The 21,054-nt window shown below is 60.9% G+C and carries 19 protein-coding genes; 7 read left to right on the top strand and 12 right to left on the bottom strand.

Annotated elements, in window-relative coordinates:
* Window positions 1–25: 25 nt before the first annotated feature.
* Entirely contained in the window at window positions 26–733 is a 708-nt protein-coding gene (locus tag RE432_RS04750) for a TerC family protein (protein ID WP_310932070.1), read from the bottom strand.
* 496 nt (window positions 734–1,229) lie between these two features.
* Between RE432_RS04750 and RE432_RS04745 the strand changes: the two genes are divergently transcribed.
* From RE432_RS04745 to RE432_RS04720, 6 genes are all read left to right on the top strand, one after another.
* Window positions 1,230–1,769 (top strand): hypothetical protein, encoded by a 540-nt coding sequence (locus tag RE432_RS04745; protein ID WP_310932069.1) that lies wholly within the window; start codon window positions 1,230–1,232, stop codon window positions 1,767–1,769.
* Window positions 1,770–1,822: 53 nt separating this feature from the next.
* Window positions 1,823–4,543: an ATP-binding cassette domain-containing protein gene (locus RE432_RS04740; RefSeq protein ID WP_310932068.1), complete on the top strand. Its 2,721-nt coding sequence runs from the start codon at window positions 1,823–1,825 to the stop codon at window positions 4,541–4,543.
* 33 nt (window positions 4,544–4,576) lie between these two features.
* Entirely contained in the window at window positions 4,577–5,149 is a 573-nt protein-coding gene (locus RE432_RS04735) for a hypothetical protein (protein ID WP_310932067.1), read from the top strand.
* Window positions 5,150–5,156: 7 nt separating this feature from the next.
* Window positions 5,157–5,858: a PIG-L family deacetylase gene (locus RE432_RS04730; RefSeq protein WP_310932066.1), complete on the top strand. Its 702-nt coding sequence runs from the start codon at window positions 5,157–5,159 to the stop codon at window positions 5,856–5,858.
* A gap of 41 nt (window positions 5,859–5,899) precedes the next feature.
* Complete coding sequence (locus RE432_RS04725) at window positions 5,900–6,742, top strand: glycosyltransferase family 2 protein (protein WP_409079812.1); 843 nt, start codon at window positions 5,900–5,902, stop codon at window positions 6,740–6,742.
* Between the two features lie 122 nt (window positions 6,743–6,864).
* Entirely contained in the window at window positions 6,865–8,265 is a 1,401-nt protein-coding gene (locus tag RE432_RS04720; protein WP_310932064.1) for a UDP-glucose/GDP-mannose dehydrogenase family protein, read from the top strand.
* Here the strand turns inward: RE432_RS04720 and RE432_RS04715 are convergent.
* The 11 genes from RE432_RS04715 to RE432_RS04665 all read right to left on the bottom strand — a co-directional run bounded on the left by RE432_RS04715 (window position 8,166) and on the right by RE432_RS04665 (window position 19,856).
* Window positions 8,166–9,146 (bottom strand): UDP-glucuronic acid decarboxylase family protein, encoded by a 981-nt coding sequence (locus RE432_RS04715; RefSeq protein ID WP_310932063.1) that lies wholly within the window; start codon window positions 9,144–9,146, stop codon window positions 8,166–8,168. The two genes, RE432_RS04720 and RE432_RS04715, sit on opposite strands and share 100 nt — an antisense overlap.
* Window positions 9,139–10,101, bottom strand: coding sequence for a glycosyltransferase family 4 protein (locus tag RE432_RS04710; RefSeq protein WP_310932062.1), 963 nt, complete (start codon window positions 10,099–10,101; stop codon window positions 9,139–9,141). Before RE432_RS04710 ends, RE432_RS04715 begins: the two co-directional genes overlap by 8 nt.
* Window positions 10,101–11,165, bottom strand: coding sequence for a glycosyltransferase family 9 protein (locus tag RE432_RS04705; RefSeq protein WP_310932060.1), 1,065 nt, complete (start codon window positions 11,163–11,165; stop codon window positions 10,101–10,103). The genes RE432_RS04710 and RE432_RS04705 overlap by 1 nt, the downstream gene beginning before the upstream one ends.
* Window positions 11,162–12,148, bottom strand: a complete 987-nt coding sequence (locus RE432_RS04700; RefSeq protein WP_310932059.1) for a glycosyltransferase — start codon at window positions 12,146–12,148, stop codon at window positions 11,162–11,164. Before RE432_RS04700 ends, RE432_RS04705 begins: the two co-directional genes overlap by 4 nt.
* Window positions 12,145–13,878 (bottom strand): carbamoyltransferase C-terminal domain-containing protein, encoded by a 1,734-nt coding sequence (locus tag RE432_RS04695; RefSeq protein ID WP_310932058.1) that lies wholly within the window; start codon window positions 13,876–13,878, stop codon window positions 12,145–12,147. The genes RE432_RS04700 and RE432_RS04695 overlap by 4 nt, the downstream gene beginning before the upstream one ends.
* A 14-nt stretch (window positions 13,879–13,892) precedes the next feature.
* A complete protein-coding gene (locus RE432_RS04690) occupies window positions 13,893–14,999 on the bottom strand; it encodes a glycosyltransferase family 9 protein (RefSeq protein ID WP_310932057.1) in 1,107 nt (368 codons plus the stop codon).
* Window positions 14,996–15,583 (bottom strand): HAD family hydrolase, encoded by a 588-nt coding sequence (locus tag RE432_RS04685; RefSeq protein ID WP_310932056.1) that lies wholly within the window; start codon window positions 15,581–15,583, stop codon window positions 14,996–14,998. Before RE432_RS04685 ends, RE432_RS04690 begins: the two co-directional genes overlap by 4 nt.
* Window positions 15,574–16,308 carry an SDR family oxidoreductase gene (locus tag RE432_RS04680; RefSeq protein ID WP_310932055.1) on the bottom strand — a complete coding sequence of 245 codons (735 nt, stop codon included), beginning with the start codon at window positions 16,306–16,308 and terminating at the stop codon, window positions 15,574–15,576. The genes RE432_RS04685 and RE432_RS04680 overlap by 10 nt, the downstream gene beginning before the upstream one ends.
* Before the next feature lie 72 nt (window positions 16,309–16,380).
* A complete protein-coding gene (locus tag RE432_RS04675; RefSeq protein WP_310932054.1) occupies window positions 16,381–17,664 on the bottom strand; it encodes a glycosyltransferase family 1 protein in 1,284 nt (427 codons plus the stop codon).
* Window positions 17,665–17,775: 111 nt separating this feature from the next.
* Entirely contained in the window at window positions 17,776–18,867 is a 1,092-nt protein-coding gene (locus tag RE432_RS04670) for an FUSC family protein (RefSeq protein WP_310932053.1), read from the bottom strand.
* A gap of 101 nt (window positions 18,868–18,968) precedes the next feature.
* Complete coding sequence (locus RE432_RS04665; protein ID WP_310932052.1) at window positions 18,969–19,856, bottom strand: YihY/virulence factor BrkB family protein; 888 nt, start codon at window positions 19,854–19,856, stop codon at window positions 18,969–18,971.
* Window positions 19,857–20,037: 181 nt separating this feature from the next.
* Here RE432_RS04665 and RE432_RS04660 point away from each other — a divergent pair, with 181 nt between their 5' ends.
* Window positions 20,038–21,033: an SDR family oxidoreductase gene (locus tag RE432_RS04660; RefSeq protein WP_310932051.1), complete on the top strand. Its 996-nt coding sequence runs from the start codon at window positions 20,038–20,040 to the stop codon at window positions 21,031–21,033.
* Window positions 21,034–21,054 lie beyond the last annotated feature (21 nt).

Raw genomic sequence — 21,054 nt, 5'->3', positions numbered from 1 at the left:
GCGCCATCGCCGGACCGTGGGCTGCTTAGGCGCTGGCCATGGCGGCGCGCTTGCGCTGCGCAAACCAACGGCCGGCCAGCACAATGATCAAGGCGCCTGCCACTTCAGCCGACAGCTTCAACATGCCTGAGGGCTCGCCGAACTGCTCCACAATGACAATGTCCGTGATCAGCATCCCGCCTGCAATCCAGCCCAGCAACCCTGCGCCGAAAGTGACGACGCTGGGGAAGCGGTCGATCAGTTTCAGCACCAGCGTGCTGCCCCAGATGATGATGGGCACGCTGACGACCAGGCCGAAGATGACCAGGCCCATTTGATGTTCGGGATTGGCCCCCTGCGCCGCGCCCGCGATGGCGATGACATTGTCCAGACTCATCACAAAATCGGCCACGATGATCGTCTTGACGGCGGACATAATGGACGTGCCGCCATTGATCTTGCCGTGCGCATCCTCTTCTGGAATCAGCAGCTTGATGCCGACCCACACCAGCAATAGCGCACCCACGATCTTCAGGAACGGCACACTGAGCAAGGTCAATGCAAAAGCAATCAGGGCCACACGCAGGCCGATCGCGCCCGCCGTACCCCATAGAATCCCCTGCATGCGCTGTTTGCGCGGCAGATTCCGGCAGGCCAGCGCAATGACCACGGCATTATCGCCGCCCAGCAGAATGTCGATCAGGATGATCTGAAAGACCGCTGCCCAGCTCAGTGTTTGTAAAAATTCAAGCATAAGTCACCCTTTAGGTACCAAGATAAAAACTGTGAAGGGAAACGGATCAGGCCAGTGCCATGGCCTGCTTGCTTGAACCACACGCGGTGTAGACATGTAGACAGGGCGAGCGTCAGACAAAAACAAAAATGGCCTGATCCGTAAGGACGCAGGCCACAGCTATCGCTGGAGTATAGACCTTGCCCTTATTGGCAAGGTCTTGCTTGCAACATGACTGTTGCCCGAGCACCGGGAGCTTGCAAAGACTTGCAAAACTGCCGTAATGACGATGCTGCGGTGGAAAGCTACTCCCCTTGATGGACGTAAGTATATTCACACATCGCGGAAAGTCAAGGTTTTTTCATGTCTGGCTCCTGTTCCGCGCTCCGCCACAGTCGGCACATGTATTGCTGAGCAAACCAGCATCGGTCGCATCCTGTGGCCGATGCTGCACCCAGGGGCATGCCGCAGCGCTGTGCGCGGCCCCCTATAAACCAGCGTTATACGAGGTAAAGCGATGAGTAAAGCGCATGGAGCACTGGGCAGCGCACTGGCCGACAAGTCCGCAGCCAAGCAGGCGGTGGATCTGGCCTTGCCCATGATCGAAAAGGGAATCGCATCGCGCACACTGGGCGAAAGCGGGTTCTTGTACATCGTCATCATGGATCCCGGACTCAGGCCGGAACACTGTGACTTTGAACAGGCCATTCTTTACGAGCATGCAGTCGGCGACCGTGACGCCTGGGATGCCGACTACGCCCGTTACGCGCGCGAAAAAGCCCGTGTGTGCTGGCGTGTGCAGCGTAGTGGACACGAGCTTCGCTACATGGCGGCACACTTGCTCAGGGCTGTCGAAACGGGCGTCTGGGGCGGTGTCTGGGCTGACGGGATCGCGGTCGGCGTCAGTGGCGCGGATCCCTGGTTCGACGAAGCCATTGGCACAGCCGTCGCCGGCTTTCTACGCGCCATTGCAAAGCAAAGGGCTTTGCAGATGGCCGAAAGGCTGGAACTCGGCCGGCATGACAATCACGGCTCGCATCAACTGCCTTTGACTTGAGCTGATGCGTGAAAAAGCTCGCAAAGACCCTGCGTTACCCCCGGATCAGATTCATGGAGCAACGTGAACTCTATGCCACTATTTGGCAGGTAGTCTGGCGGTTCCGGCGGCGGACGGCCTTGGCGCTGGTCTTGCTGATCGCCGCCAAAGTCTTTGCCCTGCTTGTACCGGTATCCCTGAAGCACATCATCGATAGCCTGGACGGCGGCCACCTCTCGCTGAGCTTGCCGGTGTTCCTGCTGCTGGCCTACGCGCTGCTGCGTTTTCTTTCAGGCTTGTTCACCGAACTGCGAGACATGGCCTTCGCCAAGGTGACCGCTACGGCGGTGGCCGACTTTACCGTACGGGTATTCGAGCACTTGCATCGGCTTGGCGCACGGTTCCTTGGCAGCCAGCAAACTGGCGTGTTTGCCCGCGATGTGTCGCGCGGCACGGCAGGCATAGGCTTCTTGCTTGGTACCGCGCTGTTTACCGTGCTGCCCACGGTCATCGAGATCACATCCATCATCATCATTCTGCTTTCTGCGTACCGAATGGGGTTTGCAGCGGTACTGGCCGTTACCTTCATGGCCTACGCGATCTACACCATCGTGTTTACCGAGAGGCGCATTCACTACCAGCGCGCCTTGAATGAACTGGACTCCGCCGCCAATGGCCACTTGGTGGACAGCCTGATGAACTACGAAACCGTCAAGCTCTATACCAGTGAACGGTCCGAATCAAACAGATTGAGCAGCATCATGAGCCGCTGGATAGGCGTAGGCGTCGACAACCAGAAAGCATTGTCGGTACTGCACATAGGACAGAGCGCGATCATTGCGGTGGGCGTAGCCCTGGTCATGCTGATGGCCGGACAGGATGTGGTCAATGCCGGCCTGAGCGTGGGAGACCTCGTTTTGATCAATGCCTATGTCATACAAGTCTGCCTGCCACTGAACACACTCGGCCTGATTTTTCGCCAGACACGCGAGGCCTTGATCAATGCCGAGCGCATGTCGAGCCTGCTGCGCCTGCCCACGGAAACAGACCAGGATAAGCGCCCGCCCGCCCTGGACATTCATGGCGGGGCGGTCTGTTTCGACCACGTCGATTTCGCCTATGACTCCGCCCGGCAGATACTGTACGACATCAGCTTTCGAATCGAGTCCGGCCAGCAGGTAGCGGTAGTCGGCGGAAGCGGATCCGGTAAATCGACGCTGACGCGACTACTGCTGCGCCTATACGATGCCGATGCCGGCAGTGTCACTGTCGACGGCCAGGATGTTCGCGCCGTCACGCAGGCCAGCCTGCGCGCCAGCATAGGCGTCGTCCCGCAAGAGTCCCTGCTGTTCAACAACACCATCTTCTATAACATCGCTTACGGAAAGCCTGGGGCAAGCATGGGCCAGGTGATTGAGGCCGCCAAGGCTGCCCGCATTCACGAACTCATAGAAAGCCTGCCGGCCCAGTACGACACGCCGGTCGGCGAGCGCGGCATCAAGCTGTCCGGCGGAGAACGCCAGCGTATCGCCATTGCCCGCGCATTTCTCAAGAATCCGCCCATACTCGTGCTGGACGAAGCGACCTCGGCGCTTGATACGCGTACCGAAAGAGCGATTCAGCAAGAATTGAAGGCCCTGTCGCGGGGGCGGACGACACTTATCATCGCCCATCGGCTATCGACTATCGTCGACGCCGGCCTGATTCTCGTCATGGACCATGGCCGTATCACCGAGCGCGGCACGCATCACGAGTTGCTTCGCCAGCAAGGACAGTACGCCCAGATGTGGCAACTGCAACTTCAGCAGGAAGCAATGCACGAAAAAGAAGCCCGGCTCAGCGCCCAGCCGATCAACCTCGTGGCGCTGGTAGCGGGCGTGCTGGATGCCATCCGGCCTGCTATCAATGCTCGAAACATCGCGCTCTATACCTTGATCCGGGCCGATACCGCCCGTGTGACCGGCGATCCCGGGGCGCTCCAGCACCTGCTGGGTGAAATGCTGGAGAATGCCATCCTGTTCACGCCGCCCGGTGGCCGCATAGCCATCAGCCTGGAACGAGCGGGAACGGAAGTCGTCGTTACGGTCACGGACAGTCGGTATGCGGCTAGCGAAGAAAGCATCGCGGATGCCCCCGATAAGCCGGCCGCCCTCGCCGCGGCCGATGGGAATGTCGCGTTGCTGGACCCGCCACGCGCCCATGCATTGATGGAGAAAATGGGCGGACGATTCGAGGTGCAAACTGCCGCGGATGGGCCGGGACTGTCTTTCGTTCTACACATGCCAATGCGCGCGGTGGTGGAAATGGCTCCCCATGTCGCCCCTCCGGATGCCGCACCCGAACCTCTTAAGGGGCTTGAAATATATGTGGTCGACGACCAAGAGGAAGCCCGGATATTGCTGGGTGAATCACTGGAAGACCATGGCGCCCATACGCGTCTTTTCACGTCGGGCGAGGCCATCGTCGCCGCATTGTCCGAGCGCCCTCAAGATCAATGGCCCCACGTGCTGGTGTGCGACATTTCGCTGGGCGACACCGACGGCTACCAAGTGATAGGGAAAATCCGGCAGATCGAAGAAGACCGCGATGTGTCCTTGCGCCGGCGTTTGCCCGCCATCGCGCTGTCCGGGCATTCCGCCGCCGAGGACAGGCTTTATGCGTTGCTCGCGGGCTTCCAGGTTTACATGGCCAAGCCCGTGGACCCGCGCGAGCTGGTGGCGACCGTTCTCGCCCTGACACGAGGCACAGTACCGGCTTCATCGTCGGCCCACCCGGACCGGCAGATCAAGCCATGAACGCATGTTCGACATCAACTTATGGAGGTGTATATGAGCAGCAAGCATTTTTCATCGACAACCGCCCAGTGGCCCGACGACGCCCGAGAGGCGGCGCAACTGGTGATCGATCAGTATGGCGAGCCTGACGAGGCCACGCCCAGTTGCTTAGTGTGGCATAAGCCTGGGCCCTGGAAGCGCATCGTGGCTTCCCGAGAGGTACACGAGCACCATTTCCCCGCACCCCATCTGGATTCGGTGGAGTCCGTCATCAACTACCGTATCCCCGATGATAAGGCGCAAGACATCTATTTGTTCGATGGAAGCGTCGTCGTGAACCGGACCGAGGGGGAAGTATCCGCCCGTTGCCATGACGAGCAAGCCAACTTTCTTGCCCTGAACCTTGTTCATGATATTGCCACGGGGGCCAAGAACGTGCAGCAGGCGCGCGACTACTACGCGCTGGAGTTTCTGAATGCGCGCCGCAAAAAGCCCACACCATACATGGAGAAATTGCGCTTCACGCCGGCGGCCGGCTCCGCGGCAGACCCGGACACCCGCGTGCTGTCCGATGCGGCATTGCAGGAGGCGGTCGAAGAAGGAAAACGCAATTCTCCACACGTTTAGCCTCGATATGGTTACCGGCATCTCATCTTCCCCGGGCGCGATCATTGTCGTTTCGCCGCATTACGATGACGCGGTCTTCAGTTGCGGCGATCTGCTGGCGCTGTCGCCGGGAAGCACCGTTGTCACCGTTTATACCGGCCTCCCGCGCAATCCAGGCATACTTACCGACTGGGACCGGCGCTGCGGGTTCGCCAGCGCGGCGGATGCGATGCGGGCACGCGCTATGGAGAACAGCAAGGCGTTGACGCTTTTACAGGCCAGCGGCGTCGATCTTGACTTCCTGGACAGCCAGTATGCGTCACCCGCGGACAATGGGTCTGATTTGCTGGGCGATACGCTGGCATCCACGATCGCCCGGATGCAGCCTTCTGCCGTATTCTTCCCGCTGGGACTATTCCACGAAGATCACATCCATGTGTCGGATGCCCTGATCGCGGCATGCTATCGCTTTCCGGCCATTCTTTGGTTCGCCTATGAAGACATCCCCTACCGCAAGCGGACAGAACAAGTGCGGCAACGGCTGGCACAGCTTATCGACCGGGGCATCGGTGTCACGCCATTTCATCTTGGTAGCGCGGCGCGCTACAAGGCAAGCGCCATCAACGCCTACCGAAGCCAGTTTCGCGGCCTGGGCTACGAAGACGGACAGCCGGTGCTGAGACATCCCGAGCAATACTGGCGCCTGCATTCCAACATGGAGCTTCTATAGTGCTTGCGGCCGCGCCTGACAGTGAACGTGTAACGGTCGTCATGCTGACACATAACCGTAGCGAAGAGCTATGCCGCAGCCTTGCGCACCTGCTGGCCCTGCCCGAGCAGCCGCTTGTCATCGTGGTCGACAATGCCAGCACCGACGACACCCTGGATTGCGTCTCGGCCAGGTTTCCACAAGCCAGGCTCGTACGGGCCGAGCGCAATCTGGGCGCCGCCGGCCGCAACCTGGGCGTGGAACACGTACGGACCCCCTATGTAGCGTTCAGCGATGACGACACGTGGTGGGCGCCGGGCTCACTTCACACGGCGGCGGATTTGCTTGACGGGCATCCTGACATTGCCGTGCTGAACGCCTGCATCGCCGTAGGCCCCGAAGCGCGTCCCGACCCCGCCTGTACCGCCATGGCGTCAAGCCCGCTGGAAGCGGTGGCGGGCGTAGGCCCCAGGCTGACCGGCTTCATGGCCGGTGCCGCGGTCATGCGCACCAGCGCGTTCATCCGGGCCGGCGGCTACTGGCGCGCTTTCTTCATTGGCGGAGAAGAAGCCTTGCTGGCGCTGGACATTCTGGACGCAAACGGGCTCATCGTCTATGCGCCCGCACTCCAGATGCATCATTGGCCTTCAAAGGCGCGGGATGATGGCTTGCGGCGCAGGTTGATAGCCCGCAACGGGATATGGACTGCCTGGCTGCGGCTGCCATGGCGGCTGGCGTGGCGCAGAACCTTGCAGGCCGTGCTGCGATTGCCCACGTGGCGCTTGCGTTTCCAGGTACTGGCAGATGCCCTGCGCGAAGCGGCTGCCATCCGGTCAAGACGGCGTGTCTTGCGTCCGGAAACCTGTGCGTTGCTGAAGCGTGTGTGGCAACACGAAACACAATGACTTGCAGTATCCGCGCAGGCATACCGTTTGCTTGAAGGTGCAGGCGTACATACTTGATTTGCAAGGTTCGCATCATGCCCTTCCGCGTCGGCGGACGCATTTTTCTACAACAGGATTTCACCATGAACGTCGTTGTCATTGGCTCTGGCTATGTAGGCTTGGTTACCGGGTGTTGTCTTGCCGAAGCGGGCAACCGGGTGATTTGCGTCGACCACGATGCCGAAAAAATTGCCATGCTCATGGCCGGCCGAGTGCCTTTTCATGAGCCCGGGCTAGAGGCGATACTCCAGGCCCAGTGGGCCGCCGGCCGGCTTTCCTTCGACACCCGCATCGCACGGGCCATGCAAGACGTCGATGTTGCCTTCCTTGCGGTCGGCACGCCCGCGCGGGCGGATGGCGGCGCCGATCTCGGGAACTTGATGCGCTGCGCTCACGAACTGGCGAACACGGTGTTCGACGACTGCATTGTCGTCGTCAAGTCCACTGTTCCCGTCGGCACCGGCGACCGTATCGAGGCCCTATTGAATGAGAAGCGTGATGTCTCTTCCAGCTACCTGAAGGTACGGGTGGCGTCCAACCCCGAGTTTCTCGCGGAGGGGCGGGCCGTGCACGATTTCCGACATCCAGACCGTATTGTCATTGGCGCAAACGACCCTGGCGCAGCGTTGGTGCTGGCACAGTTGTACGCCCCGTTCGACGATCATGGACAACGCATCATGCTCATGGACCGACGCACGGCTGAATTTTCCAAATATGCCTGCAACGCCATGTTGGCCGCGCGAATCTCGATGATCAACGAACTGGCCGGCCTGGCCGGAAGCTTCGGCGCCAACATACAAGCCATCTGCAGCGTCCTGAAGGGCGACCCCCGGATAGGCGGCAGCTACCTGTACCCCGGCGCTGGCTATGGCGGCTCCTGCCTGCCCAAAGATGTGCGTGCGCTCATCCATGCAGCAAGAGGCGTGGGTGAGCCCGCCGATATGCTCCGCAGTGCGCAACGGGTGAATCGCCGGCAGGGGCGGCGCCTTCTGAACGCGGTACGCGAACATGTTGGCGGCCGTCTGAAGGGAAAGCATATTGCGATATGGGGCTTGTCTTTCAAGCCGGGCACCGACGATGTGCGCGCGGCGCCCAGCCTGACGCTGATTCGCCACTTGCTGGAAGAAGGCGCCATCATATCCGCGTACGATCCGGTGGCCATGCGCCCCGCGCAGCGCGCATTGGGCATGGCGCCTGTCGTATTCGGCAGCTCGCCCCTGGATGTGTGCCGGGACGCGGAAGCACTCATCGTGATGACGGAGTGGGACGAATTCAAGGCGCCGGACTTCGCAGCGCTGTCCCGCTGCATGCGCGGGGCGATGGTCTTTGACGCCCGCGCCATCTATCACACCGGCACCTTACAGCAATATGGCTTGCAGCATTATCATGTGGGTTCATGGACGCGGCAGGAAGCGCCGGCAAAATATGCATATGTACGCGCCAGGCCCTCATCCAGCGACACGGTCGGCTGCCAGCTCAGGTGACGCTTCGCCAGCTCGATATCGGGGCAACGCAGGACCGGATCGTCAGAGGGCAAGGGCTGGAACTCTATCTGCGGGCAGCCCGGCGACAAGCTGCAAACACGCCGGGCAATATCCAGCACCGACACCTCTTCTGTGTTGCCCAGGTTGACAGGGCCCTGGAAGCCGGCGGGGCTATTCATCAATAGCACCAGGCCGTCTATCATGTCATCGACGTAACAAAGCGATCTCGTCTGGCTGCCGTCGCCATAGATGGTAAGCGCCTCGCCCGCAAGCGCCTGGCAAATGAAATTCGACACGACGCGCCCGTCATCCGGCGCCATGCCAGGTCCGTAGGTGTTGAAAATGCGGGCTATCTTTACGGACGTGTGGCGCTGACGCGCGTAATCCGTAAACAGCGTTTCGGCGCAACGCTTTCCTTCGTCATAGCACGAGCGCAGACCGACGGGATTCACGTTGCCGTGATAACCCTCGACCTGGGGGTGTACTTGCGGCCCGCCATAGACTTCGCTGGTCGATGCCTGCAGTATCCGGGCATTGCTGGCCGTGGCCAGCTCCAGCAAATTCAGCGCGCCCTGCACGCAAGTGCGCACCGTGTGTATGGGGTCGGCCTGGTAGTGGCGCGGCGAGGCCGCGCAAGCAAGATTGTAGATTTGCGTCGGCCGCAAACCTTTCGGCAATGGATTGATGATGTCGTGGTGTATTAACATGAATCGAGCATCGTCAAGCATGCATGCGACGTTCTCCCGGGGGCCCGTCAAAAAACTATCCATGCAGATTACCCGATGGCCTTGCGCCAATAGCCGGCGGCACAGATGTGCGCCCAGGAAACCTGCGCCGCCGGCAACCAATGTAACGTGAGACTCACTATGTATTTCAGACATTGCCCACTCCCGTCAGTTTAAAAAGCAGGCGCTCCCAGTCCGCCACAAATCGCGTCATGTTGTACCGTTCGCGCGCTGTACGCCGTGCGGCCTCGCCCCATTCCCGCGCCATGGCCGCGTCCGCCAGAAGCTGGCGCGCCACGTCGAGCAAGGCAGGCCGCCGGTTATCGACATAACCGTTGATGCCATTCTGAATAACACGAGGCAGTTCCGTGGCCGCAACGCCCACCACCGGCACGCCTGCCATCATGGCCTCTATCAATGAAAGTCCCAGGCTGGCATACCTGATGGGCGTAAAGAAGAAACGGTAGCGCGCCACAAAGGCCGGCACGTTCATGTTGTCTATCTCGCCTTTGCCGCCCGCCATGGATTCCGAGCCCATGCCGATCAAGTCGAGCGGAATGCGGCTTCGCGCCCACTCGTAAACATCGGCGCCGACGCGCCGGCCACGGGCGCCAAGGTTGTTGATCACCACAATACCGCGCTCCAGCTCCCCCCCGTAGCTCACACCTTCAGCCTCAGGCACCCCATGCTCGATCACGGCGTCCGGCATGCCGCCGGCATCCCACATCAATGCGTTGTAGTGCGTAACGTGCACGAGCACACCGTGCCCATGCTGGAAAAAATGCCGTGTGTCGGTAGGGTGCGGCTCGGGCGGATTATGCTCGATATAGGCGCTGGGCAGCGCTTGCTGGGCCGAGGTCAACAGCGACAACCTGTCGTGCTCGTACGCTTGGCGCGATTGATAAATGACGCAGTCAAACGGCTCATCGCGTAGCTGGTCCGCGGGCACCATGCGCACATTGCCGCCCCAAGGTATTTTATTGCCCAGCATGGCATAGCCCGGCCGGCCGTCGGGCATCACCGGAACAATGAATTCATGGGGCACCTGCGTCAGAGAATAAAGATAATTCCCATGAACGTGCCAAGTAAGGATACGCAGCCGGGCCGTCATCAGTGTCTGCCCCTGTTCAGATGCCCAAACGCTTCCGCCAGCACGTGATCCACCTCGACGCCCAGCGCGCAAGGATGGCCGATGGGACACTCATCGTAGGCGCAGGGGCGGCACTCGGCGCCAGCATGCAGGACCGTATGCCGGCGCGTATCCAGCGGCGCCCACCTGGCCACATCGCTCCCGCAGGCAATGACCACGCTGGGCAAATGCACGCTGGCCGCCACGTGCGAGATGCCGGTGTCGTTGCAGACCAGCAATCGCCCGCGCTGCAGCAGACTGGCCAGCGCACCCAGCGAAGTCTTGCCGCACATATCCACGGTGGGCACGCCCGCATCAACCGTCAGCGCGCGGGCCATTTCCGCTTCGCCCTGGCTGCCAGTGACCGCCACCTGCCAGCCCGCGCCAGCCAGCGCACGGGCCACGGCGGCATAGCGGCCCAGCGGCCAGCGCCTTGATGCCAGCCGGGCGCCCGGATGTATGAATATCGTCCTATCCAATGCCAGCCCCAGGCCGGCCGCCAGCGTGTCGGCTTCCGCCTCGTCTGCCGTACTGACCGGAAACTCCAGCGTATCGTCTTCTGCATCCAGGCCCATATACCTGAGCAGGGCAAGATAGCGATGCACCTCATGCAGATGATCGGGCCAAGGCAAGAGCCGCCCCTGTACGGCCAGCTCGTCCCGTGGGACGAAGCCGGCCCATTGAGCAGGCGCCATGGCCCGCACAATGTCGTTGGACTGTTGCCCGCTGCCATGCATTTGCAGAACCATATCGAAAGCCCGCGCACGCATATCCCGATAAAATGCCGGCAAGGCGCCCTTGCGCACCGCCTGCTCGGGGAAGGCCGGATCGCCGGGAAATTCGACCAGCTCGTCCAGATAGGCGGAAAAGTGACGCAGCACCGGCTTGGCGCTTTGCAAACCCACCAGCGTGATGCGCGCATCAGGCAGCTTCTTGCGCAGGGCGCGCAATGCCGGCATGGCGCACAGCATGTCGCCCAGATTCAATGCCCGGAACACGGCCACATGCTTCGCTGTGGCTTCCCAGTCCGCAGCGCGGCTCGTCATGGAAACCTCGGCCCGAAGCGGCGCGCGCCGACCAGGCGCCAGAATAGGGAAAGCGGCGGAATGAAAAGCGAAGTGACGAACAGTTCGGCAGCGTTGCGTACCGTGAGCGCGCTCACGGACAGGCGCCGCAAGAAAAATGATACGGTGGCCAGCCCCCAGCCGGCTAATGTGAATGCCGCCAATCCGCTACGGCCTGCCAGCGCAAACAACAGGGTGAGCAGCAACAAGCCTGATATAAGCACATACAGCCACGGGGGGCCCTGCCGTATCCGCTCGCGATAAAGCCGCGGATGCTTGCAGAACAGCAACACATCGAACAGCACTTTCTTTTGCATGCCTATCCCAGCGGCGAAACGCGTTTCCCGCAACGGATGCACCACCACCGCCCGCGGCGCCCGCGCGACAACGCATCCCCCTTCCAGCAGCGTGAAATGCAGATCGGAATCTTCGCGCCACGCCATGCCGAAACGCTCGTCGAAGCCCTTGACGGCTTCAAGCACGTCGCGCCGCACAAAGCAGTTGGCGGTGACAAACTCCGCCCGGGTCAAGCCCGCGGCATCCAGCTCAATATCCGAAGGTCTCTCGGGTAGCGGCATGAGTATCCGCCCGGCGGCCGCATCAGCGCCTGTGCCCATGACTTCAAGGCCTTCCGCAAGCCATGCCGCATCGGGCACCGTATCATCGTCGGTAAATGCAACGACAGGCGCGCAGGCACGTTGCCAGCCGCGGTTGCGGGCGGCTGCCGGCCCTTGCGTATCGGCGATCTCCAGATAGAGCACGTTCGGCCCATGCGGCATCGCGGCCCGCGCCTTTTGCACCGCCTCCCGCGCCTGACTGCTCGGACCATCGTCGCACACGATGATCTCGAACGCGCCGGGCTCGAGCGTCTGGCGTGCAAGCGCGCCCAGGCAGCGCTCAAGCAAATCGGGCCGCTGGTACGTGGGCACGACCACACTGATCCGCAAGGGTGCGTTGGCGTTCATGGCGTTTTCTCTACGAGATAACGCCCTATCAGCAGGGCATCGAGCGGCGAGGTCCAGAATGACTCGAGCGCGTCGCGCGGACTGCACACCACCGGCTCGCCACGTGTATTGAAAGAAGTATTCACCAGCACAGGCACTCCGGTGTTTGCCTCGAATTCGGACAGCAGTTCGTGAAGCAGCGGATTCTGGCGCTTGCTGACAGTCTGGACCCGGGCCGTGCCGTCCGTATGGCGCACAGCCGGAATCAGCGCCGCCTTTTCCGGCAGCACGTCGAAAACGAACAGCATGAAGGGCGCCTCGATGCAGTCTTTGCCGCGGCTGTCGAACCACTGCTGCGCTTTCTCGGCAAGCACCACCGGCGCAACCGGCCTGAAGTCTTCGCGATCCTTGAGCTCATTCAGCCGGGCCTGCATGGCGCTGCTGCGCGGAGACGCCAGAATGGAGCGCCCTCCCAGCGCCCTGGGTCCGAACTCCATTCTGCCCTGAAACCATCCGATCACTTTTTCATCCGCCAGCAGCTCGGCGGCCGTCCGAGCCACATTGGACAGCTTCCGATGCGGAACCCCCGAGCGCGTCAAGAACTGATCGATCTCGTCGTCGCCATAATCCGGCCCAAGATAAGCATGGTCCATGAACCACCTGGTTTGTTTCGCTTTGTCCTGTTGCCCGTCTACCCACAGCGCGGCGCCAAGCGAGGTGCCGGCGTCTCCTGCGGCAGGCTGCACCCAGATGTTGTCGAATGGGCCATGGTTGGCCAGATGGGAGTTCAGGACGCAATTAAGCGCAACGCCGCCCGCCATGCACAGGTTTCGAGACTGTGTTTGCTGGTGCAGCCATTCAGCCATCGCCAGCACGGTCTCTTCAAGGACTTTTTGCAGGGAATGCGCAATGTCCATGTGCTGCGGCAGAAACTCCGCGCCATGCACCCTCGCCGGCCCAAAGGTCTCTACCCAGCGACCGGGGTGCAACGTATACCCCCCTGCGCCGTCGTATTGCAGGATGCGCCGGAACTCCTCAAGGTAGGCGGGCTTGCCATACGAAGCCAGCGCCATGACTTTATATTCATCGGAAGAATGCAAAAAGCCCAGGTAACGCGTTACCTCTTCATAAAGCAAGCCTAGCGAGTGCGGCAGGCAGACTTGCTTGATGCGATCATAGCGGCCCTTCGCGTAAAGCCCATAGCTGGTCGTCGTGCGTTCGCCGCGTCCGTCCATGGTCAGTACCGCCGCTTCCTCGTAGGGCGCGGCCATGAAGGCGCTGGCCTCGTGGCACAGGTGATGCTCCAGGAATTGCCAGCGATCCATAACATGCTGCAAAGTGTCATGTCGAAAACGCTTCTGCACATGCAAGGGCACCCCGTCAACGAGCTGACGCGGCGCATTCAGAATATACGAAAGGAACAACCCATCCCACGGCGATCCCGGGCCTTTCCATTGTGCCGACGGTTCCAGCGGCAACACGATACGCCCGTCCGGCGCAATATCCTCCTTGAGCAGAGACGGGTCAAAGGCATACACAATATGGTCGACGTCGGCCAGCTCGCATCCGGCTTGCGCCAGACAATAATCAATCGAGCGGTAAGGCAGCTGCCATGTGGAAAAAGGCACTGGCCGCTTGCCATGCTTGATCCGGGTAAAGCGCTCTTCCTCTACCGCGGCCAGCACTGTCCCGTCACGCACAATCGACGCGGAGCAATCATGAAACGTCGCATTGAGACCCAAGGTCAACATGGGTGTCCTCCCGTTCAGGCAACCCGGTCAGGCTGCCTGGCAGATAGCGGCCGGGTTTCGGCCAGCAGTTCCAGTACGGCGCCGCACACCGCTTCGGGCGGCACCTTGCGTAAACAATCATGGTGTCGTTCCGGGCATGCGCTGCGATAGCAGTACTTGCAGGGAACGTCGTGATACAAAAGGCGATGCGGCACCATCCATGGCGCATGCTGTGGATTCGTCAATGCATACAGATCCACTACGGGCGTGCCCAAGGCCGCGGCCAGATGCACCGGCCCCGTATTGTTGGACAACAGCAGCCCGGCCGTCTCGATCAGGCAGGCCAATTCGCCCAGGCTGAGCGCACCAGCCAGATCCACGACCGGTACCCGGACACACATCCGGGCAATCTCGTGCGTAAGGGCTTGTTCCGTAGCGTCGCCGGTCAGTATGACGGTGCCCGCGCGCGCGCCCAACTGCGTCAGCGCCTGGGCGAAGTGCTCAGCCGGATAGCGCCGCGAAGACGCCGTGGCACCGCAATGGGCCACGACCAGCGCATCATCAGGATTCAGGCCCCGGGCGGCCAGCTTGTCGCGCAGACTGCGGTGGTCAGTACGCCGCGTCTCAAAGACAAGCCGGGGATCGTGTGAAAACGCGCCAGTCCGCTCGACCAGATCAAGTTGCCGCCGTGCCTCATGCCGCGTTGCCGGACCAGGCTCGGTTTCATGTGCCCAGTGTGACAACAAGCGGTAGGGATTTTCCCGGCAGTGAGCCAGCGTCAGCGGTATGCCGGCCAGGCGGCACATGAATGCGGCGGGCAATGGGTTCTGACTGTAGACCGTAAAAATGACAGCCGCGTCAAATTGCCCCCGGCGCAATGCCTGGATGATGCGCGCATCGTCGGCCGGGTCGCCACGTTCATTCTTCACCCAGGGGGCATCGTAGGCCAGGACCTCGTCGATGTCGGGCAGAAAAGGAGCCAGCGCCGCGCCTGCGGGCGAAGCCAGGAGCGTCAGGCGCCGGCCTGGACACGCATGCCTCAAGGCCCGCATGGCAGGCGTGGTCATGAGCACATCGCCCATGTTGTCCAGGCGGATACACAACACTCTGGACGCATTGGCCCAGCTCGACGCACCGCTCATGGCAGCCCCTCTTCGATCTGTAGCTGGCGGGCCGCCAACAGATGGCTGGCGGCGTCCAAGTCCGGCAACCGATAATCAGGTGTCCGCCACTCATTCATCATCCATTCAGTTTCATTGCCGTTATCGATCAGCACGGTCTGGCAGCCCGCGCGGCGGCCCGCTTCGATATCGTTAAGAATGTCACCCACGAACCACGAGCGGGATAGGTCGATATGGTGCCGTTCAGCGGCAAGCAGCAGCAGGCCCGGCGCGGGTTTTCTGCAGTCGCATACACGGGCATAAGCAGGCAGCAATCCATCGGGATGATGCGGGCAGAAATAAAAGCCAGCCAGTCTGGCGCCCAACGCCAAGAACATCTGGCGCAAACGCTGCTGCATGCCGCAAAGCTCGTCAAAGCCAAACTTGCCCAGCGCAATGCCTGGCTGGTTGCTGACGATAATGATCGGCATATTCAACTGTGCCAGCCGGGAAATTCCCTGTCGCGCTCCGGGTGCAAAAACCATCTTCACAGGATCGGCGTTATAAGGCACGTCTTGCAAAACCGTACCATCCTTATCCAGGAAAACAGCAGGCCTCAGGGCCATGATGTTTCCTTCATGGGCAGCACCATCACTTCGGGTATCACGGTCTGCGGGGGTTGGGTCAACACAAACTTGACGGCCCGGGCCACATTGTGCGGATCTTGCAGGGACTCGACATCGATGTCAGGAAACCGATCAAGCAAGAAAGGCGTGCGCATCCCACCGGCAATGACCGCCGACACCTTGACCCCCGCGCCGCGCAGTTCGGCGTGCAAGGCATGGGTAAGCCCCATCAAACCCCATTTACTGGCGTGATAGGCGCTCGCGTTGGGCCACGTCCGCCGGGATGCTGTGGACGCAATATTGACAATATGGCCGCCGGAAGCCAAATGGGCCAAACCATGCTTGGCAAGCAGAAAGGGGCCTGTCAGATTGGTCGCCATGACGCGGTGCCAATCCGCCGTCTCCATCTCGCGTATGCCTATCGTCACGTCGACGCCTGCGTTATTGATGATGGCGTCCAGGCGGCCAAACCGCGACACCACGCGCGCGAGCACGTCGATAATGACTTGTTCGTCGCCAACGTCCATCAAGAAGGCGTGTGCGGTCCCACCCGCCTGATTGATGTCGTCCGCTATCCGGCCCGCGGTGGTTTCGTTAATATCGGCCACTGCCAGTTGCGCGCCTTCCCGCGCCAGCACGCTGCACATTGCCGCGCCCAGCCCGCTCCCGCCGCCGGTGACCAAAATGACCCTGCCGGCAAGGCTTTCGTCGTCGTAAGCGTCCATTTTTACTCCATATCGGTCTGGTACCGCCGGCCATGCCAGGCGTCCAGGTTAAAGGGCTCGCAATGAATGAGATCAGTGAGCGAGTGGCAAGCGCTCGCCAGCAGATAGCTTCCACGGCGAAGTGCGCTGGCTGCCCAGGCTGTCGAATATGGCTGCCAGCTCCGAGCCGACACGCCGCCATGTGAACATCTTGTGCGCGCGCAGCGCGCCGGCACGGCCCATTCGCGCGGAAAGGACACGGTCACCGGCAAGCACGGCCAACTTCTCCGCCAACGCGTCGGGGTCTTTGGGCGGCACCAGGAAACCCGTCTCGCCATCCACCACGGTGTACCGGATGCCCCCCGTGTTGGACCCGATTACCGGCCGGCGGCATGCCATGGCTTCAACCGGCGTAATGCCGAATGGCTCATACCAGGGCGTTGTCACAAAAACGTCAGAAGCGCTGTAGTAACGGCTTAACTGGTTTCGCCCGCGGCTTCCTGTAAATTCCACAAAGTCGGCAATCTTTTCTTCCCGGGCGACCTGCATAAGGCGTTCCAGTTCTTCTGTATCGCCAGAACCGCCCACCGACAGATTGCCGCCCACCACGCACAAGCGCGCCTGAACGCCATGCCGTGTCCGCAACCGCGCCAAGGCCCGTATGACGTTGTCTATGCCTTTGCGAGGCACCATGCGGCCGAGCTGGAGCAGGTAAAAGGTGTCGTCATCCCACCCAAGCGTCTTTCGGGCGTCAGGCATCTTGAGCGGGGTCAGTTCGCTCGGGTCATAACCGCAAGGGACCATGCTGATGCGATCAGGGTCGGCATCATAAAGCGCTATCAGATCCCGTTTGTCTTGAGGGCACTCCGCAATAATGCAATCGGCGTTGCGCACGATGTTTTCCTCGATGGGAAAGCGGCAGTCGGAAAAATGATCGTTGTGGGCCTGATGAAGCCGCCGCACTTTTCCGAGCGCGTGAAAAGTGACGGCCAGAGGTGTATTGGTTTGCTTGGCCAGCGGCATGGACGCCAGGGCCGACATAAAAAAATTGGCGTGTATGACGTCGTACTGAATCACGTGTTCATGCACATATGATTGCATGTAATCGCCAAATTCCTTCATGTAGGGGAGCAGGCTCTCTTTGGGCAGATGGCGCGCCGGCCCGGCAGGGACATGGATAATGCGTACATTGTTGTCCCAATCCATCTGCTCGGGCAGATACGGGTTATCCAGCCGCGTGAAAACATCCACACAATGCCCCTGGCGAGCCAGCTCCCGCGCGACATTCGCTACATACACATTTTGTCCGCCGCTATCCACACCGCCCAACTGTGCCAGTGGGGATGCGTGCTCACTGACGATTGCGATTCTTTGCATTCTTGCTCTCCGGTTGACTCATACGGCCCGCTGACTGGGGGCTGCGCTCTTTTCCATCTGTACGCCATCACAGAGAACCGGTATGCAAACAGCATGCCCAACGCAGGGTAGTCAGCACGTCTCCTTGCGCGGCTGTCGCGCTTCGCCCACGTGCTGCGCCAATGCGTCTATGCTGACTACTATCGAATGGCATGCCCACTTCAGCGCCATAAGGTATTCGCGCTCCTCGGTTGTATCGGCGTCATCGCATATTTCGTCGATCGCCTGGCAGAATTCTTCATATCGCCGCCAGATCTCCCCTATCTCCGCACGATTGCGCCCCGCCGCCAGCGCATCGCCAAGGCGGTTCAGTTGCGCTTGCATCATGCTCGCCAGATTCTGTATTGCTTCCACTTGTACCTGACTCATCTGGCACGAGGGAGGCGCTTGGCTAAAGCGGTCGGCGAGCGCCAGGCTTTGTTGCAGGTGGCCCGCCTGCTCCAGCAGCGCTTCGGACATGGCCGCATAGCGCTGCTTCCTGAAAGTGAACGACGGTTTTTCCATGCCTGCCTGCTGCCACATCAACGAAGCCCTGTGTATGGCGCTCAGGGCGTCGGCCTGCATTTCCGGGCTCTTGCGTGCTTCCCCGTCGGTCACGCAACGCATACATTCAACGATGTATTCTCCAGACATACGCAACGCATTCGCAAGCTGTACATTGGCACTGCGGTGCGCGCTGACCGGAAATACGATCAAGCATGCCAATATGGCGCTGCACGAGCCGACGGTAATGGCGGCTACCTTTTCGAAAGCGCTTTCAATCAGCTGAATGTCAGGTGTAACGGTAATGATGGAAACGGTCACGAGCCCGTAGGAAAGCGCGGGCCACCGCACGGAAATCAGGCTCATGACAAGCACACCCACGCCCAGCACCGTGACCTGTCCGCTGCCCACGTGCCCCGCGCCCAGTATCAGCAGGATGGCAATGACCGCCCCCACCAGAGCGCCCGCCACCCTCCACAAGGCCAAATCGATGGTTCCGCCAATGTTCGCCTGGACCACAAACAGGGCAGAGAACACCGCCCACGAGGCCGTTTCCAGCGGCAACAGATGCATAGCCCCGTAAGCCATCAACACCGCGCTGACCGTCTGTACGGTGGTCCGAACATCATCATGCTCCAGGAATCGGACGGCCCGGGATGGCAGCAATGAAAGCACCGTCATCTTCCCCTCCTTGCCGGCGCGGCGCCAACCGCCTCAGGCACGACGATGGCCACAGACAGCCTGGTCGTCACACAGAAGAGACTCGGGGAATACACACCCGCTCATGCGCGGCCTTTACGCTGTTCTGCGCCACGCCCACGGCGCGAGCCATGGTGATTGGCGTAGAACCAGGTGAACTCCGCCCCCAGCAGGAACACTTGTGCAGCGTAATACACCCAGATCAAGACAACGACCAGGGACCCGGACGCCGTCAGCGATGAAATCGTCGCGCTTTTGCCCACATACAGCCCGATCAACACCTTGCCGATCTCGAACAGGACTGCGGTCACGATAGCGCCGACCCAAACGTCGCGCCACGCGATCGAAGCCTGAGGCATGTACTTGAAGATCACCGCAAACAGCACCGTGGCAATGCCCAGCGACGCAATCGCATTCAAGCCCTGCATCAGCGCTTCCCATCCCGGAAACAAACCGGTCGCCCATTGGCCCAGCACAGCCAGTCCGGCGCTGACGACTAAAGAGACCAGCAGCAAGAAGCCCAAGCCCAGTATCAGCCCCAAAGACAGCAGCCTGGCACGCACCATCCGCCACCACCCGGCTGTCTGCCGCAGTGCAGGTACTTCCCATATGCGGTCCAGCGCGCTTTGCAGTTCTGCGAAAACGCGCGTTGCGCCGACAAGCAGTATTCCTATACTGATCAAAGTGGCGCTCAGGCCCTGCGTCGGCTTGTCCGCGCTGCGGATAAGCGTCTGTACGCTTTCCGCGCCCTCTTGTCCGACCTGCCCGCCAAGCTGACGGAAGACTTCCCCCCGCACCGCATCTTCGCCCCACAGAAAGCCGGCCACCGCAATCACGATAATCAGCAAAGGTGCGATTGAAAATACGGTATAGAACGCGATGGCGGCGCCCATGCTCGAAGCATAGTCGTCCCGCCAGGCCTGGTATGAACACTTTGCCAAATGAAGAAACTGTCTGGGGGTCAGGTGCATGGTCCTCCTCACTGCCGCATGCTCACACCTCTGCCGGGCGCAGTGCGTCCAGCAAGCGGCGTGCCACCGGAGAGCGGCGGCGCGGCACGCCGCTTGCAGCCCTGTCGTAACGCCAAAGCAGGATCAATGGACCGCGCTGTTCCGCGCGGGGGACTTCAGCACCTTCAGACAGGAGAACCACATGAGCCAAGGAAAAGATTCCAAGCCCAAGACAGAAAGTACCGCCGAAAAACAGCGCGACATTCAAAAGCAGCAAGACCGCAACGATGCCGGCAAGCCGGAGCAGAAGCCAGGCCAGAAAGACGCCAGCCAGGCTGGCGGACGCAAGCATCCCGAGCCGCCCATGCCCGCGCAGCACCTGGACAAGCCCGGCAGGGAAAAGGATATGCATCTCAAGCCTCAGTATCACGCGCCGCACTATAAAGGCAGCGGCAAGCTCGAGGGCTTTGCCACGATCGTGACGGGCGGCGATTCCGGCATAGGCCGGGCGGTGGCCGTCCTGTTTGCCCGCGAGGGCGCGGACGTTGCCATCGTTTACCTTGAAGAACATGCGGATGCCGAAGAAACCAAGCAGGCTGTTGAGGCAGAAGGCGGAAAATGCCTGCTGATACCCGGCGACGTCAAGGATCCGGCGTTCTGCCAGCGCGCCATTCAAAAAACCGTGGACGCTTTTGGAAAACTGGATGTCCTGGTGAACAACGCCGCCTTTCAAGAGCATGCCGACACCCTGGACCAGATCACGGACGAGCGCTTCGACGAGACGATGCGCACCAATATCTATGGCTACTTCTACATGGCGCGCGCAGCCCTGCCCCATCTCAGGGAGGGCTGCAGCATCATCAACACCGGTTCAGTGACGGGGATCAAAGGACACGCTACGCTGCTGGACTATTCCAGCACCAAGGGCGCCATCCATGCGTTTACCATGTCTTTGGCGTCCAATCTGGCCAAGAAAGGCGTGCGGGTGAATGCCGTGGCGCCAGGGCCCATATGGACACCGCTGAATCCGGCCGATCAACAGGCAAGCGAAATCACCTCTTTCGGGAAAAACACAGCCATGGGACGCCCCGGCCAACCGGAAGAATTATCGCCGGCCTATGTGTACTTGGCCTCTCCCGTTTGCTCCAGCTACGTGACAGGGATCGTTCTGCCGGTCATGGGCAGCCCCGGCGGATAGGCGCTTGGGCACGGTCTCCTC

This window comes from Pusillimonas sp. SM2304 (assembly GCF_031628915.1).
Classification (GTDB): domain Bacteria; phylum Pseudomonadota; class Gammaproteobacteria; order Burkholderiales; family Burkholderiaceae_B; genus Pusillimonas_C.
This window is presented reverse-complemented; position numbering and strand designations above follow the sequence as displayed.

Coding starts and splice junctions, on each gene's coding strand:
- RE432_RS04730 (WP_310932066.1), top strand. CDS start 5,157: ATGGTTACCGGCATCTCATCTTCCCCGGGCGCGATCATTGTCGTTTCG.
- RE432_RS04745 (WP_310932069.1), top strand. CDS start 1,230: ATGAGTAAAGCGCATGGAGCACTGGGCAGCGCACTGGCCGACAAGTCC.
- RE432_RS04720 (WP_310932064.1), top strand. CDS start 6,865: ATGAACGTCGTTGTCATTGGCTCTGGCTATGTAGGCTTGGTTACCGGG.
- RE432_RS04700 (WP_310932059.1), bottom strand. CDS start 12,148: ATGAACGCCAACGCACCCTTGCGGATCAGTGTGGTCGTGCCCACGTAC.
- RE432_RS04680 (WP_310932055.1), bottom strand. CDS start 16,308: ATGGACGCTTACGACGACGAAAGCCTTGCCGGCAGGGTCATTTTGGTC.
- RE432_RS04670 (WP_310932053.1), bottom strand. CDS start 18,867: ATGACGGTGCTTTCATTGCTGCCATCCCGGGCCGTCCGATTCCTGGAG.
- RE432_RS04695 (WP_310932058.1), bottom strand. CDS start 13,878: ATGTTGACCTTGGGTCTCAATGCGACGTTTCATGATTGCTCCGCGTCG.
- RE432_RS04685 (WP_310932056.1), bottom strand. CDS start 15,583: ATGGCCCTGAGGCCTGCTGTTTTCCTGGATAAGGATGGTACGGTTTTG.
- RE432_RS04740 (WP_310932068.1), top strand. CDS start 1,823: ATGGAGCAACGTGAACTCTATGCCACTATTTGGCAGGTAGTCTGGCGG.
- RE432_RS04665 (WP_310932052.1), bottom strand. CDS start 19,856: ATGCACCTGACCCCCAGACAGTTTCTTCATTTGGCAAAGTGTTCATAC.
- RE432_RS04675 (WP_310932054.1), bottom strand. CDS start 17,664: ATGCAAAGAATCGCAATCGTCAGTGAGCACGCATCCCCACTGGCACAG.
- RE432_RS04725 (WP_409079812.1), top strand. CDS start 5,900: ATGCTGACACATAACCGTAGCGAAGAGCTATGCCGCAGCCTTGCGCAC.
- RE432_RS04690 (WP_310932057.1), bottom strand. CDS start 14,999: ATGAGCGGTGCGTCGAGCTGGGCCAATGCGTCCAGAGTGTTGTGTATC.
- RE432_RS04660 (WP_310932051.1), top strand. CDS start 20,038: ATGAGCCAAGGAAAAGATTCCAAGCCCAAGACAGAAAGTACCGCCGAA.
- RE432_RS04715 (WP_310932063.1), bottom strand. CDS start 9,146: ATGTCTGAAATACATAGTGAGTCTCACGTTACATTGGTTGCCGGCGGC.
- RE432_RS04705 (WP_310932060.1), bottom strand. CDS start 11,165: ATGACGAGCCGCGCTGCGGACTGGGAAGCCACAGCGAAGCATGTGGCC.
- RE432_RS04735 (WP_310932067.1), top strand. CDS start 4,577: ATGAGCAGCAAGCATTTTTCATCGACAACCGCCCAGTGGCCCGACGAC.
- RE432_RS04750 (WP_310932070.1), bottom strand. CDS start 733: ATGCTTGAATTTTTACAAACACTGAGCTGGGCAGCGGTCTTTCAGATC.
- RE432_RS04710 (WP_310932062.1), bottom strand. CDS start 10,101: ATGACGGCCCGGCTGCGTATCCTTACTTGGCACGTTCATGGGAATTAT.